This is a genomic window from Streptomyces sp. NPDC012769 (genome assembly GCF_042901205.1).
Classification (GTDB): Bacteria; Actinomycetota; Actinomycetes; order Streptomycetales; family Streptomycetaceae; genus Streptomyces.
On record NZ_JBIBCP010000002.1, the window covers coordinates 971600 to 986968 of the forward strand.

Here is a 15369-nt window from a genome sequence, read left to right on the forward strand (position 1 = left end):
GGGTCAAGTGGCCATTACTGCCCGTGGGATGTAGGTAAATAACTTGTCGAGCGGGCGAGATTTTGCCCGTTGGGATTTGAACTGATCACAAGATGGTCACTAGGGTCGGGCCTCGAACCTTCGCGCGGTTGATCATCCATCGGGGATGACAGCGATGGTCCCGCCTGCCGCAGTTCGGCCTGGCGGCTCGAGGAAGAAGGAGATCGCCTTCGTGGCGTCCCACCGTCGACCCAAGCAGCCCAGCCGCACCCGTGTGACCGTGCTCACCGCGACCGCCGCGGCCGCCGTCGCGCTGTCCGCCCAGACCGGTGCCCAGGCGGCTCCCAAGCCGAAGATCGACGAGGTCAAGTCGAAGGTCGACAAGCTGCACCACGAGGCCGAGGAGGCCACGGAGCAGTACAACCTCGCCGAGGAGCGCAGGGGCAAGCTGCAGAAGGAGATCGGCGCCCTCCAGGACAAGGTCGCCCGCGGCCAGGAGGAGCTCAACACCCTTCGCGGTCAGATCGGTTCGGTCGCCAGCGCCCAGTACCGCTCCGGCGGCATCGACCCGGCGCTCCAGCTCTTCCTCTCCTCCGACCCGGACACCTACCTCGACAAGGCGTCCGCGATCGACCAGCTCGGCGCCAAGCAGGCCGACGTCCTCCAGTCCATCCAGGCCAAGCAGCGCACCCTCGCCCAGCAGCGGGCCGAGGCGACCACGAAGCTCGCCGACCTCGAGGACGTCCGCAAGACCCTGGGCGAGAAGAAGAAGAAGTTCCAGGGCAAGCTCGCCGAGGCGCAGAAGCTCCTCAACACCCTGACCGCCGCCGAGCGCGCCAAGATCCAGCAGGACGAGCAGCGCGCCAGCCGCGCCGCCGGCGACCGCGTCGACCTCGGCAACGAGGTGCCCGCCTCCCAGCGCGGCGCCGCCGCCCTCAACGCCGCCGCCACCCAGCTCGGCAAGCCGTACGTCTCCGGCGCCGAGGGCCCCAACTCGTACGACTGCTCCGGTCTGACGCAGTGGTCCTACCGGCAGGCCGGTGTCGGCATCAGCCGCACCACCTACACCCAGCAGAACGACGGCGTGAAGATCGGCCGCAGCCAGCTCAAGCCGGGCGACCTGGTCTTCTTCAACAGCCTGTCCCACGTGGGCCTGTACGCGGGCAACAACACCATCCTGCACGCCCCGAAGCCGGGCGCCGTGGTCCGCTACGAGTCCATGGACTACATGGGCACCTTCCAGTTCGGCGTCCGCATCTGACGCCTGGCGACACCGCGAACCACGCCCCCGATCGGGTGGTTCGCCGGATCCCGAACTGACCTGACGCCCCGCCGGTGACCTGTGATCTCCGGCGGGGCGTCACTTTGTGTGTTCGGCGGCTTCGTTGGAGGCGGCACCGCGAACGGCTACTGTCTGCCGCGCCAGTCCGTCGAGCCGAACAGGAGCGTGATCCTTGGCGACCCACCGACGACCCGCCAGGGTCACCGTCCTCACCGCGGCGGCCGCCACCGCGGCCACCGCCCTCGGTGCCGTCCCCGCGCACGCCGACCCGGCCGGCTCCACCCCCGAGACCACCCGTGCCACCGTCGACCGGCTCTTCGAGGAGGCCGAGAGGGCCACCGAGGGTTACAACCGGGCCGACGAGAAGGCCGACCGGCTGCGCACCACGGTCTCCCAGGCGCGGGACAGCCTCGCCCGCGGCCAGGAGCGGATCAACCGCATGCGCGGCGCGCTCGGTTCGGTCGCCGGAGCCCAGTACCGCTCCGGCGGCATCGACCCGGCCCTCGCCCTGCTGCTCTCCTCCGACCCGGACAGCTACCTCGACCGGGCCTCCGTCCTCGACCGGGTCACCGCCCGCCAGGGCGCCGCCCTCGCCGAACTCCGGCGCGAGCTGCGCAAGCTGGCGCAGGAGCGGACCGAGGCGAGCCGGGCCCTCGCCGAACTCGAGCGCAGCCGCAGCGAGGTGGCGAAGCACAAGCGCACCGTCGAACGGAAGCTCGCCGAGGCCCGCCGGGTGCTCGCCGCCATGACCGCCGACGAACGGGCCGGCTTCGAACGGGCCTCCCGCTCCGGCCGCGAGGCCCTCGACGAGGACCTCCCGCCGCTCGCCGACCTCGGCCCCTCGCGCGCCGCCGCCGCGGTGATCGCCGCGCGCAGCGCCATCGGCAAGCCGTATGTGTGGGGCGCGACCGGCCCGTCCGCCTTCGACTGCTCGGGCCTGATGGTCTGGTCCTACCGCCAGGCCGGCATCGCCCTGCCCCGCACCTCCCAGGCACAGCGGAACGCCGGCCGCCGCGTGCCGCTCTCCCAGGCGCAGCCCGGCGACCTCGTCACGTACCGCGGCGACGCCAGCCACGTGGCGATCTACGCCGGCAACGGCCAGGTCATCCACGCCCCCTACCCGGGCGCCCGGGTCCGCTACGACCCGGTGAACATGATGTCCCACGCGACGGTGACCCGGGTCTGACCCGGCCCCGTACGATCGGGGGCATGGCGGATCGGGGCAGGCGGGTGGCGCGCGGTGCCGCCGTGTGCGCGCTGTCGGCCCTGCTCGCCCTCGCCGGGTGCACGGCCCCCGAGCGGGACGAGCCCGCCCGCGCCGAGGTGCAGCGCCTCCTCGACCGGCGCGCCGAGGCCCTGCTGAGGGGGGACGAGGCCGGCTATCTCGCCGCCCTCGACCCGGCGCTCGCCCCCGCCGCGCGGACCGAGTTCGGCCGGCTGGCGAAGATCCCGCTCGGCGGCTGGTCGTACCGGGTCACCGACGTCGACCCGGCCGGCCCCGGACGGGCCACCGCCGAGACCGAACTCGACTACCGCATCCAGGGCTACGACTCCGGGCCCGCCACCACCCGGCGGATCCTGGAGCTCGCCGAACGGGACGGCCGCTGGTACGTCACCGGTGACCGCGCCGCCGACGGTGCCCCGCAGCAGCTCTGGCAGCAGGGCGAGGTCAGCGCCGTGACGGGCCGCCGGAGCCTGGTCCTCGGCGTCGGCCAGCGCCCCGAGCGGCTGCGCGAGATCGCCGACGCGGCGGACCGGGCCGTACCCGCCGTCGACGACGCCTGGCCCTCGCCCTGGGCCGGACGGATCGTGGTCCTGGTCCCGGCCTCGGTGGACGCCATGGGCAGACTGCTCGGCGCGCCCGCCGCCTCGTACCGGGGGATAGCGGCGGTCACCACCGGCGAGGTCGGCGGCGGGCCCGCGGCGCCCGCGGACCGCGTGATCGTCAACCCGGACGCGTACGGAGTGCTCGGCGGCTTCGGCCGGCAGTTCGTCCTCACCCACGAGACCACGCACGTCGCCACCCGCGCCCGGACCACCCCGGCCACTCCGGTCTGGCTCTCCGAGGGCTTCGCCGACTGGGTCGCCTACCGCGGCACCGACCGCACCCCCGCCGAGGCCGCCCCGGAACTCGCCCGCGAGGTCCGCGCCGGCCGGCCCCCCGTCGCCCTGCCGGACGACAAGGCCTTCACCTTCGGCGGCGACGCGGACACGATGGCCCGCGCCTACGAGAGCGGCTGGCTCGCCTGCGCGCTGATCGCGGACCGCTGGGGCGAGCGGAGGCTCACCGCCTTCTACGAGGCGGTCGGGGCCCACCCGCGCCGCGAGGGCGCCGTGGAGAAGGCCCTCGCGGACGTCCTGGACACCACACCCGAGGACTTCACGGCCCGCTGGCGGACCTATCTGACCGAGCGGCTGGGCTAGGCCGGCTCACGGCCCGGCTCTCCGCTCGCCTTGCGGTCGAGGTCCTCCAGCGTCTCCACGAGCCACGCCTTCTCCTCCCTGCCGGTCGCGCGGGCGATCCGGAGCATGCCGCGGCGGAAGGGGTCGGGGGCGTCCTCGGCGCGGACCGGCGCGCCCGCCTCGTAGAAGAAGCTGGCGGGGGTGGTGAGGAACTCCAGGCGGCGGCGCAGGACGGCGGCCTGATCGGCCGGGTCGGGGAGCCGGCCGAGGAAGGCCAACAGGGTGAAGAAGCGCTGGCCGTCGGTGATCTCGGCGTCCTTGGGGGAGCGCAGCCGGGAGCGGAGCTCCGCCCGGCCCTCGGCGGTCAGCGAGAGGGTCCGGCGCGGGGCCGCGCCCGCGCCCGGTTCCGTACGACTGTCCACCAGGCCGTTCTTCACCAGCCGGGTGATCGCCGGGTAGAGCGCGCCGTCGCTGACCGGGCGGACGTGGCCGCTCAGGCCCTGGATGCGCTCCTTGAGCTCGTAGCCGTGCAGCGGCTTCTCGTCGAGGAAGCCCAGGATCGACAGCTCCAGCACCGTCCGCTCCTTCGTGCTTGTCGGGGACCGGGGCCTCATGCTACCTCTGGCTACCTCGAATCGAGCTACCTCGAAACGAGGTATGTCTCACCAGGGGGGACCTCCATGAAGGCCACGACCGCCACGACAGGCACGGCCACCGCGCACCGCCGCGCGCTCGTCCGGCTCGCCGGACCCGTCTACCTCGAACTCCTCGCCGGAGTCGCCGCCGGCGTCATCGGCATGGTGTGGGTCGCCCACCTCGGCCAGGACGCCGTGGCCGCCGTCGCCGTCGCGACCAACGTCGAGAACCTGCTCCTCGGCGTCGTCCTCATGGCCGCCTCCGGCACCACCGTCCTCGTCGCCCGGGCCAGAGGCGCCGACGACCCGGCCGCCCTGCGCTCCGCCGTCCGCGGCGGCGTCGCCCTCGGCGCCCTGCTCGTCCCGCCCGTCGCCCTCGGCGGCTACCTGCTGCGCGACCCGCTCGCCGCGCTCCTGCTCGGCGGCTCCGGCCACCCCGCGCACGCCCAGGCGACGGCGTACTTCGCGATCTCGCTGCCGGGCACGGCCGTCTTCTTCGCCACCACCGTCCTCGACGGCATCCTCAAGGGCACCGGCGACACCCGCACTCCCATGCGGCTCGCCTTCCTCGCCAACGGACTGATCCTCGTCCTCGACCCACCGCTGATCCACGCGTACGGAGTGGAGGGCGCCGCCTTCGCCACCGTCGTCGGACGCACCGCCGCCCTCGCCGCCGGCCTCCTGGCCCTGCGCCGCAACGAGCTCCTCAAGGCCGCCCGGAGCGGCCGGGTCGCCCGGGCCGCGCGTCCGGCGGGCGACGGCCTTCCGGCCGCCGTCCGCCGCACCGCCGCCCTCGGCCTGCCCATGTCCGTCGACTTCGCCGTCCGCATGGCCGGGGCGCTCGCCCTCGTCACCGTCGTCGCCCGGCTCGGCGTCACCGAGATCGCCGCCTACGGCATCGCCGCGAAGGCCATGTACGTCGCCACCATGGCCTTCTACGCCCTACGGCAGGCCGCCGCCATCCACACCGCCCACCTGCTGGGCGCCGGCCGCGACGAGCGGGCGGCCGTGGGCCGCCAGGCCCTCGCATTTGGCGGACTGCTCGGCACCGGCGCGGCCCTGCTGCTGCTCGTCACCGCCGGGCCGGTGATGCGCGGCTTCGGCGCCGAGCCGTCCGTCGCCGAGGCCGGAGCGCTGTTCCTGCGCTGCCTCGGCCCGTATCTGCTGCTCATGGCCGGCTTCATCGCCCTGGCCGGGGTCTTCGAGGGCTCCGGCGACTCCCCGCGGCTCGCCCGGATCACCGTCGTCGGCGTCCTGCTCCAGCTCCCGCTCGCGTACGCGCTCTCGGCGGCCCTCGGCCTCGCCGGGATCTGCCTCGCCATGGCCCTCGCCATGGCGGCCCAGTGCGCGGCCCTCGGACGGCTCCGTCGCCGGAGCGGATGGATCGGGACCGGGCAGCCGACGGGTCAGGAGGACGCGGACGCGGAGGCGGGTGCGGAGACCGGTGCGGAGGCGGGGGCCGGGTCGCGGTCCGTCTGAGGCGGTATCCCCTCCGGGCCCGCCGGCCGGCCCGCGGCCGCAGCCGTGCGCGGCTCCGTGACCGTCTGCCGCCACAGGATCCGGCAGGCGGAGACCACGGCGGCGACCAGCAGACCGTTGCGGACCAGGAGCAGCGCGATGCCCAGCGGATCGCTGTCACCGACGTGCGAGAACCACACCGGGAACTCGAACTGCGTCACCGCCGTCGCCCACAGCACCAGATACGCGGGCCGCCGCATCCGGCTCGACCGGTACACCAGGCACACCGCGGCGAGACCCACCAGCCAGATCATGTACTGGGGGCTGATCACCCGGCTCGTCGCGGTGAACAGCAGCACCGCCACGAAGGCCGCGTCCGCGGTGGTCGTCGTCGTGTGCAGCCGCGCCTTCAGCCGCCACACGAGCAGCCAGGCGAAGGCGGCGGCCGTCAGCGCCATCGCCGCCGTCGACACCGCCTGCACACCCGGCCCGAGGAACTCGATCGAGCCGTAGTTCATCCGCGCCTCGCCCGGCCAGCCGAAGTGCCGGGCCACGTGGAAGACCAGCGCGCCCAGCGACTCGATCTCCGTGCCCCGGTCCCGCTGGAAGCCCAGGAAGGCCAACGCCCCCGGCGCCGCGAGCACGCACAGCAGCAGCACCCCGGCCGCCGCGCCCGCCGCCGCCGTCCACGAGCGGAAGGTGGCCCGGCCGCGCGCCGTGCCCACGAGCACCAGCACCGGCCATACCTTGAGCGTCGCCCCGAACCCGGCCAGCGCGCCCAGCACCGCCGGCCTGCGGACCGCCGCGAGCAGCCCCGCCACGGCCACCGCCGTCACCATCAGGTCGTACCGGGCGTACGCGGTCGGGCCGAGCAGCGGCACCCCCGCCAGCCACAGCCAGGCCCCCCGCATCGAGCGGCCCGGCCGCCGCCCCGCGTACACGAGCAGTCCGAAGACGAGCGCGTCGCAGAGCAGCGCGAGCACGAAGAACGCGGCGGAGTAGCCGAGGAAGGGCAGCAGGGCCGGGGCGAGGATCGGCAGCGCGGCGGCCGGCGGGTACTGCCAGGTGACGTCGTCCAGCGGGTACGTGCCGGTCTTCAGGACCTCGTACCAGCCCTGGTAGATCTGCTCGATGTCGCTCGTGACGTCCGGGCCGGGGATGACCACGACCTTGAAGACGCACAGCAGGATCAGCACACGGGTGAAGGCCCACAGGCCGAGGGGCCTGCCGAGGCCCTCGCGCACCGTCGCGCCCACCCTGCCGCCCGTGCCGACCGAGGTCGTACCCACCGCGCCCGTCATACCTGTCCAGTTCCTCTTCTGTCGGTCCGCCGGAGGCGGAGGGTGGTGGTGCCGGGCTGGGGCCGCGACCACGGTACTGTCGGCCACGATGCACAAGACCCTGATCGTAACGAACGACTTTCCGCCGCGTCCGGGCGGAATCCAGGCCTTCCTGCACAACATGGCGCTGCGCCTGGATCCCGAGCGGATCGTGGTCTACGCCTCCACGTGGAAGCGCAGCCGCGAGGGGATCGAGGCGACCGCCGCGTTCGACGCCGAACAGCCTTTCACGGTCGTCCGTGACCGCACCACCATGCTGCTGCCGACTCCTCGGGTGACCGCGCGGGCCACCGCGCTGCTGCGCGAGCACGACTGCGAGGCGGTGTGGTTCGGCGCGGCGGCCCCGCTCGGCCTGATGGCCCCGGCGCTGCGCCGCGCGGGCGCCCGGCGGCTCGTCGCCACCACCCACGGCCACGAGGCGGGCTGGGCGCAGCTGCCCGCCGCCCGGCAGCTCCTCGGCCGGATCGGCGAGGGCACGGACACGATCACCTACCTCGGCGAATACACCCGCTCCCGGATCGCGACCGCGCTCAGCCCGGCCGCCGCCGCGCGCATGACCCAGCTCCCGCCGGGTGTCGACGAGAAGACCTTCCACCCCGACTCGGGCGGCGCCGAGGTCCGCGAGCGGCTCGGCCTGAGCGACCGCCCGGTGGTCGTGTGCGTCTCCCGGCTCGTGCCGCGCAAGGGCCAGGACACCCTGATCCTCGCCATGCCGGAGATCCTGCGCCGGGTGCCCGACGCGGTCCTGCTGATCGTCGGCGGCGGCCCGTACGAGGCGGACCTGCGCCGGCTCGCGGCCCGTACCGGCGTGGCCGGATCCGTACGCTTCACCGGCGCCGTCCCGTGGTCGGAGCTGCCCGCGCACTACGGGGCCGGCGACGTCTTCGCCATGCCCTGCCGCACCCGCCGCGGCGGCCTCGACGTCGAGGGGCTCGGCATCGTCTACCTGGAGGCGTCCGCGACCGGCCTGCCGGTCGTCGCCGGCGACTCGGGCGGAGCGCCCGACGCCGTCCTCGACGGCGAGACCGGATGGGTGGTGCGCGGCGGCGTCCCGGAGGAGTCCGCCGACCGCATCGCGACCCTGCTCCTCGACCCGGAGCTGCGCGCCCGCATGGGGGAACGCGGACGCCGCTGGGTCGAGGAGCGGTGGCGCTGGGACCTGCTGGCGGAGCGGCTGCGGGAGCTGTTGGGTTAGCGGTCCCGGGGCAGCGGTCCGGGCAGCGGTCCGAGGACCGCGGCCCCCGGACCGCCGTGGCCCGGGGGCGGGACTCAGCCCGGCAGGTAGTCCGTCAGGGCGCAGCCGTCGACGAGGGGCTTCTCGTTGCGGTAGCCGTCGGGCACCTTGAAGCCCTTCTCACAGGTGAAGAGCATGACCTCGGACTTCAGCAGGGCCTTGGCGGTGGCGTCGTCGCCCGCCACCAGGGCGAAGTCCTGGCCGATCAGGAAGCGGCGGCCCTGGCCCCGGGCAGCGGCGTCCTTGTTCGCCCGCTGGAACTTCTCCATGTCGGAGAGGGACAGCAGCGTGACGGTGTCCCTGGCGTCGTCGCCGCACATCGCGCGCTGCTTCACCGCCCACGCCGGGTCCTTCGCCTCGAGGCCCATGGCGCCGCCGTCGTTCGTGCCGGACCGAAGGTCGCTGCACATGGTGTGCGCGGCGACCAGCTTCTCGATCGCCGCCATGTCGGGGGCCGAGGGCAGCCCGAGGTCCTCGCCCCAGGTGCTGCCGCACCCGGTGACGGCGACGAGGGCGGTGAGGGCCGCGCCCAGGACGGCCGCGGTGCGCTGGAGCCGCATGACTGCGTTTCCTCTCGTGTGTGTGCGTGATGTGTGCGTGTGATCCGTGTGGGGCGTGTGGTGGTGTCTGTGTCCCTGTGTGTCCGTGTGTACGGAATGGTCCGTTCCGGCCCTGACGCGCGCGAACGCCCCCGACCGGCCCGGTAGTCGGGCCCGCCAGGGGCGTTCCGAAGAGCTGTCAGGCCCGGTAGATCGCCTCGATCTCGTCGGCGAAGTCCTTCGCCACCACGTTGCGCTTCAGCTTCAGCGACGGGGTGATGTGCCCCGCCTCCTCCGTGAACTGCGCGGACAGGATACGGAACTTCCGAACCGACTCCGCCTTCGAGACCGCCGCGTTGCCGTCGTCCACCGCCCGCTGGACCTCCGCCATCAGCTCCGGGTCGTCCCGCAGCGTGGCCGCCGTCGAGCCGGCCGGCTTGCCGTGCTCCGCCGCCCAACGGCCCAGGAACTCCTCGTCGATGGTCACGAGCGCGCCCACGAACGGCCGCCCGTCGCCGACCACCATGCACTCGGCGACCAGCGCGTGCCCCCGGATCCGGTCCTCGATGACCGCCGGGGCGACGTTCTTGCCGCCCGCCGTCACCAGGATCTCCTTCTTGCGGCCGGTGATCGCGAGGTAGCCGTCCTCGTCGAGGGTGCCGATGTCACCGGTGTGGAACCAGCCGTCCGCCAGCGCCTCGGCCGTCGCCGCCTCGTTGTTCCAGTAGCCGGAGAAGACGTGCTCGCCGTGCAGCAGCACCTCGCCGTCGTCGGCGATCCGCACCACCGAACCCGGCAGCGGCTGCCCGACCGTGCCGATCTTCTGCCGGTCCCACGGGTTGAACGCCGTCGCCGCGCAGGACTCCGTCAGGCCGTAGCCCTCCAGGACCGTGAAGCCGATGCCGCGGAAGAAGTGGCCGAGCCGCTCGCCCAGCGGCGCGCCGCCGGAGATCGCGTACTCGCCGCGCCCGCCGAGCACCGCCCGCAGCTTCGAGAAGACCAGCTTGTCGAAGAGCTTGTGCTTCAGCCGCAGACCGAGGGACGGCCCCTGCGGGGTGCTCAGCGCCCGGCTGTAGGCGATGGCCGTGTGCGCCGCCTTGTCGAAGATCTTGCCCTTGCCGTCCGCCTGTGCCTTCGCCCGGGCCGAGTTGTAGACCTTCTCGAAGACCCGCGGCACACCGAGGATCAGCGTCGGCCGGAAGGCCGCCAGCTCGTCGGTGAGGTTCTTGATGTCGGGCACACAGCCCAGCTTGATCGGCGCCATCACCGAGGCGACCTCGACGAGCCGCCCGAAGACGTGCGCCGCCGGCAGGAAGAGCAGCACCGAGCACTCGCCCGTACGGAACAGCGGCTTGAGCCGCTCGACCACGTTGCCGCACTCGGCGAAGAAGGCCCGGTGGGTCAGCACACAGCCCTTGGGGCGGCCGGTGGTGCCCGAGGTGTAGACGATGGTCGCCGGGTCGTCGGCGTGCGCGCTCGACATGCGCCGGTCGAGCTCCTCGTCGGAGACGTCCGCGCCGCTCTCGGTCAGCTCACGGACCGCGTCGGCGTCGATCTGCCGGATGCCCTTGAGGGCGGGCAGCGCCCCCCGCACCGACTCGACCGACGCCTGGTGCGCGGCCGACTCGACCAGGACGAGCGAAGCGCCCGAGTCGCCGAGGATCCACTGGATCTGCTCCGGCGAGCTCGTCTCGTAGACCGGCACGGTCACCGCGCCCGCGCTCCAGATCGCGAAGTCCAGCAGCACCCACTCGTAGCGCGTACGGGAGAGCAGCGCGACCCGGTCGCCCGGCTCGACACCGGCGGCGATCAGGCCCTTGGCCGCCCCACGGACCTCGGCGAGGAACTGCTTCGCGGTGACGTCCGTCCAGGCCCCGGCCACCTTGCGGCCCATCACGGCGACATCTGGGTGCTGGGAGGCGTTGCGGCGGATGAGATCCGTCAGGTTGCCGTCCGTGGGGACCTCGTACAGGGCCGGAAGGCTGAACTCGCGCAAGACTGCTGCTCCTCATCGGGCGCCGGCGCCACGGCTCTGTGTGATGCACCGGTGAAGTCCAAGATCGGGCAGGTGCTCAGTGGGGGTGAGCACGACTGGACTGCCCGGACGTTACCCATCAGTACGCGGTTCCCGATAGGGGGTCCTGCTCAGATGTTCCGTGCGTCACACATGTATGGCGTTGCTCCGCGCACAGTAGTCCACGGCTTTACGGACTCCCAAGTAACCGCAGGTCGCACCCCCTAGGCTGACAGGATGAGGATCAACGTGGTCAGCGACGTGCACGGCAACGCGGGAGCCCTCGCCAAGGCGGGAGAGGGCGCCGACGCCCTGATATGCCTCGGCGACCTGGTGCTCTTCCTGGACTACGCGGACCACAGCCGCGGCATCTTCCCCGACCTCTTCGGCGTCGAGAACGCCGACCGCATCGTCGAGCTGCGCACCGCCCGCCGCTTCGACGAGGCCCGCGACTTCGGCCGCGCGCTCTGGGCGGCGCTCGACGTCGACCGCGCCACCGCCATCGAGGGTGCCGTCCGCCGCCAGTACGCCGAGCTGTTCGCCGCCTTCCCCACCCCCACGTACGCCACCTACGGCAACGTCGACATCCCCGGCCTCTGGCCCGAGTACGCCCGCCCCGGCACCACCGTCCTCGACGGCGACCGGGTCGAACTCGACGGCCTCGTCTTCGGCTTCGTCGGCGGCGGCCTGCGCACCCCCATGCGCACGCCCTACGAGATCTCCGACGAGGAGTACGCGGCGAAGGTCGAGGCCCTCGGCGAGGTCGACGTGCTCTGCTCGCACATCCCGCCGGAGGTCCCCGAGCTCACCTACGACACCGTCGCCCGCCGCTTCGAACGCGGCAGCCGCGCCCTCCTCGACGCCATCCGCCGGATCCGCCCCCGCTACGCCCTCTTCGGCCACGTCCACCAGCCGCTCGCCCGCCGCATGCGGGTCGGTTCGACCGAGTGCGTGAACGTCGGGCACTTCGCGGCGACCGGGCGGCCGTGGACGCTGGAGTGGTGACGGCCTCGTACGGGTGCGTGACGGTGGCGCGATAGCCTTCACGCACATACGAGTCGCGCCCATACGAGGAGCCACCGCGATGGCGGAACACACCAGCTCGAGCATCACCATCGAGGCGGCCCCGGCCGAGGTCATGAACGTGATCGCCGACTTCGCCCGCTACCCCGAGTGGACGGGCGAGGTGAAGGAGGCCGAGGTCCTGGAGACGGACGAGGCCGGCCGCGCGGAGAAGGTCCGCCTCCTCCTCGACGCGGGCGCCATCAAGGACGACCACACCCTCGCGTACACCTGGACCGGCGACAACGAGGTCAGCTGGACCCTGGTCAAGTCCCAGATGCTCCGCGCCCTCGACGGCTCCTACCGCCTCGCCCCGGCGGCGGGCGGCGCGCGCACGGAGGTCACCTACCAGCTGACCGTCGACGTCAAGATCCCCATGCTGGGCATGATCAAGCGCAAGGCGGAGAAGGTCATCATCGACCGCGCCCTGGCCGGCCTGAAGAAGCGCGTCGAATCCCCGAAGTAGCCCCCGAGCGCCGGGGCCGGCGCCCCGTGCGGGCCTTCGACCCCGCCGGGCCTGCGGCCCGCCCCCGTGTGCGGGGGTGCGGCGCCGGTACGGTCGGGGGATGAGGATCATTCTTGTGACCGGGACCGGCGGCGCCGGGCGGACCGTCGTCGCGGCGGGAAGCGCGCTCGCCGAGGCGCGGGCCGGGCGGCGGGTGCTGCTGGTGTCGGCCGACGCCGACGGCGCGGCGGGACTGCACACCGACGGGCCCGGCACGGGCACCGGCACCGGGCAGCCCCGGCCGGTCCGGCTCACGGACGCCGAGGACGAAGCCGGCCCACAGGGCCCCGGCAGCCTGCACCTCCTCACCCCCGACCCCGCCGCCGACTTCCGGCGCGAGTTCCTCGCCTTCCAGGCTCGCTCCACCACCGCCCTCGAACTCCTCGGCGCCGCGCCCTTCGAGGAGGCCGAGCTCACCGAACCCCCCGGCAGCGGCCACTTCGCGCTGCTCAGGGCCCTGCGGGACGCCGCCGCCGGAGATTGGGACCTCGTCGTCGCCGAACTGCCCCCCGTGCCCGAGGCCCTCGCGCTGCTCGCCCTGCCCGAGCAGCTGCGCCGCTATCTGCGCCGCCTGCTCCCGCCCGAGCGGCAGGCCGCCCGCGCCCTGCGCCCGATGCTCGCCCAGCTCGCCGGCGTTCCCCTGCCCGCGCAATGGCTGTACGAGACCACCGCCCGCTGGGAGCAGGAGCTGGCCGCCGTCCAGGACGTCATCGGCTCCCCGCACACCTCCGTCCGGCTCGTCGTCGAACCCGGACCCGCCGCCGACGAGGCCCTGCGCCTCACCCGCCTCGGCCTCGCGCTCCAGGGCCTCGCCCTCGACACCGTCGTCGCCAACCGGGTCCTGCCCGCCGACTCGCCCGACCCCTGGTTCGCCGGCCTCGTCGCCGAACAGCACCACCACCTCGCCGCCCTCCGCACCGCCCACCCGGGCCTGACCGAGCTGCCGCACCTCGGGCGCGTGCCGCGCGGCCCCGAGGACCTGGTGCTGCTCGCCGTGACCGACCGCGAGGGGGCCCCCGCCGCGCCGCCCGCCTGGACCGTCGAGGACCGCCGCGACGAGGACGGCATCCTGGTCTGGCACGTCCCGCTGCCCGGCGCCGTCAAGGACGGGCTCTCCCTCGTCCGCCGCGGGGACGAACTGCTCCTCGCGGTCGGCCCGTACCGCCGCGCCGTCGCCCTCCCGGCCGTCCTGCGCCGCTGCACCGTCACCGGCGCCGGACTCGTCGACGGCGACCTGCGGATCCGGTTCGCACCCGACCCGGGGCTCTGGCCGAGGAGCACTCCCTGAGCCCCGCGAAGGGCGTGTACCGTCGACCGTAGAAGCCCTAAGGAGTACGCCATGAGCGATTCGGACGCCTGGGCCAAGGCCTGCGCCGAGGACCTGGAGGCCGAGAAGGCCCGGCGCCGCGCGCAGCGCGGGGAGGAGCCCGGCTCCCCGGCCGAGGAGTTCCGCAAGCTCTTCGACGCCGTCGCCGACAAGCTCTCCGGAACCCTGGGCGGCACCCTCGGCGGTCCCCTCGCCGGCGGGCAGGCCGCCGCGACCGTCCAGCAGGTGGTCAGCCAGGCGAAGGCCCTCGTCGAGCCCGTCATCGAGCGCAACCCGCAGGTCTTCGACCACCTCGCCGCCGCCGGGAACGAGCTCCTCGCCGCCTACCGCTCCGCCGTCCAGGGCCACGAGGCCCGCTGGACCCGCGGCGACAGCCGGCAGGCGACCGGCGCCGCGGACCCCGCCCCCGCCCCCGCCGGCGACACGGGCGACACCGGCGAAAGCGACCGGCCGGAGAAGCCGAAGGACGACGACGGCCCCGGAACCGGTCAGCACATCGACCTCGACTGATCCGGACCGATCCGGACTGATCAGTACGGTCCCCCTCCTCGGGTACGGTGGGCCCTAGCGGGGCTCGACCGAAAACTGAGGGACACATGGGACTCACCATCGGCGTCGACATCGGCGGCACGAAGATCGCGGCCGGCGTGGTCGACGAGGAGGGCAACATCCTCGACACGCACACCGTGCCCACCCCGCCGACCCCCGAGGGCATCGTCGACGCCATCTGCGCCGCGGTCTCCGAGGCCGGCAAGGGGTACCAGATCGAGGCCGTCGGCATCGGAGCCGCCGGTTACGTCGACGACAAGCGCGCCACCGTCCTCTTCGCGCCGAACATCGACTGGCGGCACGAGCCGCTGAAGGACAAGGTCGAACAGCGCGTCGGCCTCCCCGTGGTCGTCGAGAACGACGCCAACGCGGCGGCCTGGGGCGAATACCGCTTCGGCGCCGGCCAGGGCCACGAGGACGTCATCTGCATCACCCTCGGCACCGGCCTCGGCGGCGGCATCATCATCGGCAACAAGCTGCGCCGCGGACGCTTCGGCGTGGCCGCCGAGTTCGGCCACATCCGGGTCGTCCCCGACGGCCTGCTGTGCGGCTGCGGCAGCCAGGGCTGCTGGGAGCAGTACGCCTCCGGCCGCGCCCTCGTCCGGTACGCGAAGCAGCGCGCCAACGCCACCCCCGAGCGCGCCGAGGTGCTCCTCGGTCTCGGCGACGGCACACCCGAGGGCATCCAGGGCAAGCACGTCAGCGAGGCCGCCCGTGCGGGCGACCCGGTCGCCGTCGACTCCTTCCGCGAGCTCGCCCGCTGGGCCGGCGCCGGCCTCGCGGACCTGGCGTCGCTGTTCGACCCGTCGGCGTTCATCGTCGGCGGCGGCGTCTCGGACGAGGGCGAGCTGGTCCTCGACCCGATCCGCAAGTCCTTCCGGCGCTGGCTGATCGGCGGCCGCTACCGCCCGCACGCCCAGGTGCTCGCCGCCCAGCTCGGCAACAAGGCCGGTCTGGTCGGCGCGGCCGACCTCGCCCGCCAGGGCTGAGCCCCCCAGGGCTGAGAACCGGCCGTCCGCACGTCGGTGCCCGTCGTGCCCTC

The 15369-nt window shown here is 73.6% G+C and carries 14 protein-coding genes; 10 read left to right on the top strand and 4 right to left on the bottom strand.

The window, feature by feature from the left end:
* Positions 1 to 211: 211 nt before the first annotated feature.
* From ACFY7C_RS13465 to ACFY7C_RS13475, 3 genes are all read left to right on the top strand, one after another.
* Positions 212 to 1240 carry an NlpC/P60 family protein gene (locus ACFY7C_RS13465; protein ID WP_389648449.1) on the top strand — a complete coding sequence of 343 codons (1029 nt, stop codon included), beginning with the start codon at positions 212 to 214 and terminating at the stop codon, positions 1238 to 1240.
* Between the two features lie 193 nt (positions 1241 to 1433).
* Positions 1434 to 2447, top strand: coding sequence for an NlpC/P60 family protein (locus ACFY7C_RS13470; protein WP_389648452.1), 1014 nt, complete (start codon positions 1434 to 1436; stop codon positions 2445 to 2447).
* A gap of 23 nt (positions 2448 to 2470) precedes the next feature.
* Positions 2471 to 3685 carry a hypothetical protein gene (locus ACFY7C_RS13475; protein ID WP_389648455.1) on the top strand — a complete coding sequence of 405 codons (1215 nt, stop codon included), beginning with the start codon at positions 2471 to 2473 and terminating at the stop codon, positions 3683 to 3685.
* Here ACFY7C_RS13475 and ACFY7C_RS13480 read toward each other — a convergent pair.
* Positions 3682 to 4239 (bottom strand): PadR family transcriptional regulator, encoded by a 558-nt coding sequence (locus ACFY7C_RS13480; protein ID WP_389648458.1) that lies wholly within the window; start codon positions 4237 to 4239, stop codon positions 3682 to 3684. The genes ACFY7C_RS13475 and ACFY7C_RS13480 overlap by 4 nt on opposite strands.
* Before the next feature lie 105 nt (positions 4240 to 4344).
* Here ACFY7C_RS13480 and ACFY7C_RS13485 point away from each other — a divergent pair, with 105 nt between their 5' ends.
* Positions 4345 to 5778 (top strand): MATE family efflux transporter, encoded by a 1434-nt coding sequence (locus ACFY7C_RS13485; protein WP_389648461.1) that lies wholly within the window; start codon positions 4345 to 4347, stop codon positions 5776 to 5778.
* Here ACFY7C_RS13485 and ACFY7C_RS13490 read toward each other — a convergent pair.
* Complete coding sequence (locus tag ACFY7C_RS13490; RefSeq protein WP_389648464.1) at positions 5706 to 7058, bottom strand: glycosyltransferase 87 family protein; 1353 nt, start codon at positions 7056 to 7058, stop codon at positions 5706 to 5708. The two genes, ACFY7C_RS13485 and ACFY7C_RS13490, sit on opposite strands and share 73 nt — an antisense overlap.
* Before the next feature lie 88 nt (positions 7059 to 7146).
* On the opposite strand from ACFY7C_RS13490, the gene ACFY7C_RS13495 reads away from it, so the two are divergent.
* The gene (locus ACFY7C_RS13495; RefSeq protein WP_389648466.1) at positions 7147 to 8292 is read left to right on the top strand and encodes a glycosyltransferase family 4 protein; all 1146 of its coding nucleotides are present in this window, start codon (positions 7147 to 7149) and stop codon (positions 8290 to 8292) included.
* 74 nt (positions 8293 to 8366) lie between these two features.
* On the opposite strand, the gene ACFY7C_RS13500 is transcribed toward ACFY7C_RS13495, so the two are convergent.
* Positions 8367 to 8891, bottom strand: coding sequence for a hypothetical protein (locus ACFY7C_RS13500; RefSeq protein WP_389648469.1), 525 nt, complete (start codon positions 8889 to 8891; stop codon positions 8367 to 8369).
* Between the two features lie 178 nt (positions 8892 to 9069).
* Positions 9070 to 10866, bottom strand: coding sequence for an AMP-dependent synthetase/ligase (locus ACFY7C_RS13505; protein ID WP_389648471.1), 1797 nt, complete (start codon positions 10864 to 10866; stop codon positions 9070 to 9072).
* A 255-nt stretch (positions 10867 to 11121) separates the two neighbouring features.
* Here ACFY7C_RS13505 and ACFY7C_RS13510 point away from each other — a divergent pair, with 255 nt between their 5' ends.
* From ACFY7C_RS13510 to ACFY7C_RS13530, 5 genes are all read left to right on the top strand, one after another.
* On the top strand, positions 11122 to 11889 hold the full coding sequence (locus ACFY7C_RS13510) for a metallophosphoesterase (RefSeq protein WP_389648474.1): 768 nt from the start codon (positions 11122 to 11124) through the stop codon (positions 11887 to 11889).
* A gap of 79 nt (positions 11890 to 11968) precedes the next feature.
* The gene (locus ACFY7C_RS13515) at positions 11969 to 12412 is read left to right on the top strand and encodes an SRPBCC family protein (protein WP_389648477.1); all 444 of its coding nucleotides are present in this window, start codon (positions 11969 to 11971) and stop codon (positions 12410 to 12412) included.
* A 100-nt stretch (positions 12413 to 12512) separates the two neighbouring features.
* Positions 12513 to 13739, top strand: coding sequence for an ArsA family ATPase (locus tag ACFY7C_RS13520; RefSeq protein WP_389648479.1), 1227 nt, complete (start codon positions 12513 to 12515; stop codon positions 13737 to 13739).
* 51 nt (positions 13740 to 13790) lie between these two features.
* Positions 13791 to 14288: a DUF5304 domain-containing protein gene (locus ACFY7C_RS13525; RefSeq protein WP_389648482.1), complete on the top strand. Its 498-nt coding sequence runs from the start codon at positions 13791 to 13793 to the stop codon at positions 14286 to 14288.
* Positions 14289 to 14374: 86 nt separating this feature from the next.
* A complete protein-coding gene (locus ACFY7C_RS13530) occupies positions 14375 to 15316 on the top strand; it encodes an ROK family glucokinase (RefSeq protein WP_389648485.1) in 942 nt (313 codons plus the stop codon).
* The last annotated feature ends 53 nt before the right edge of the window (positions 15317 to 15369 follow it).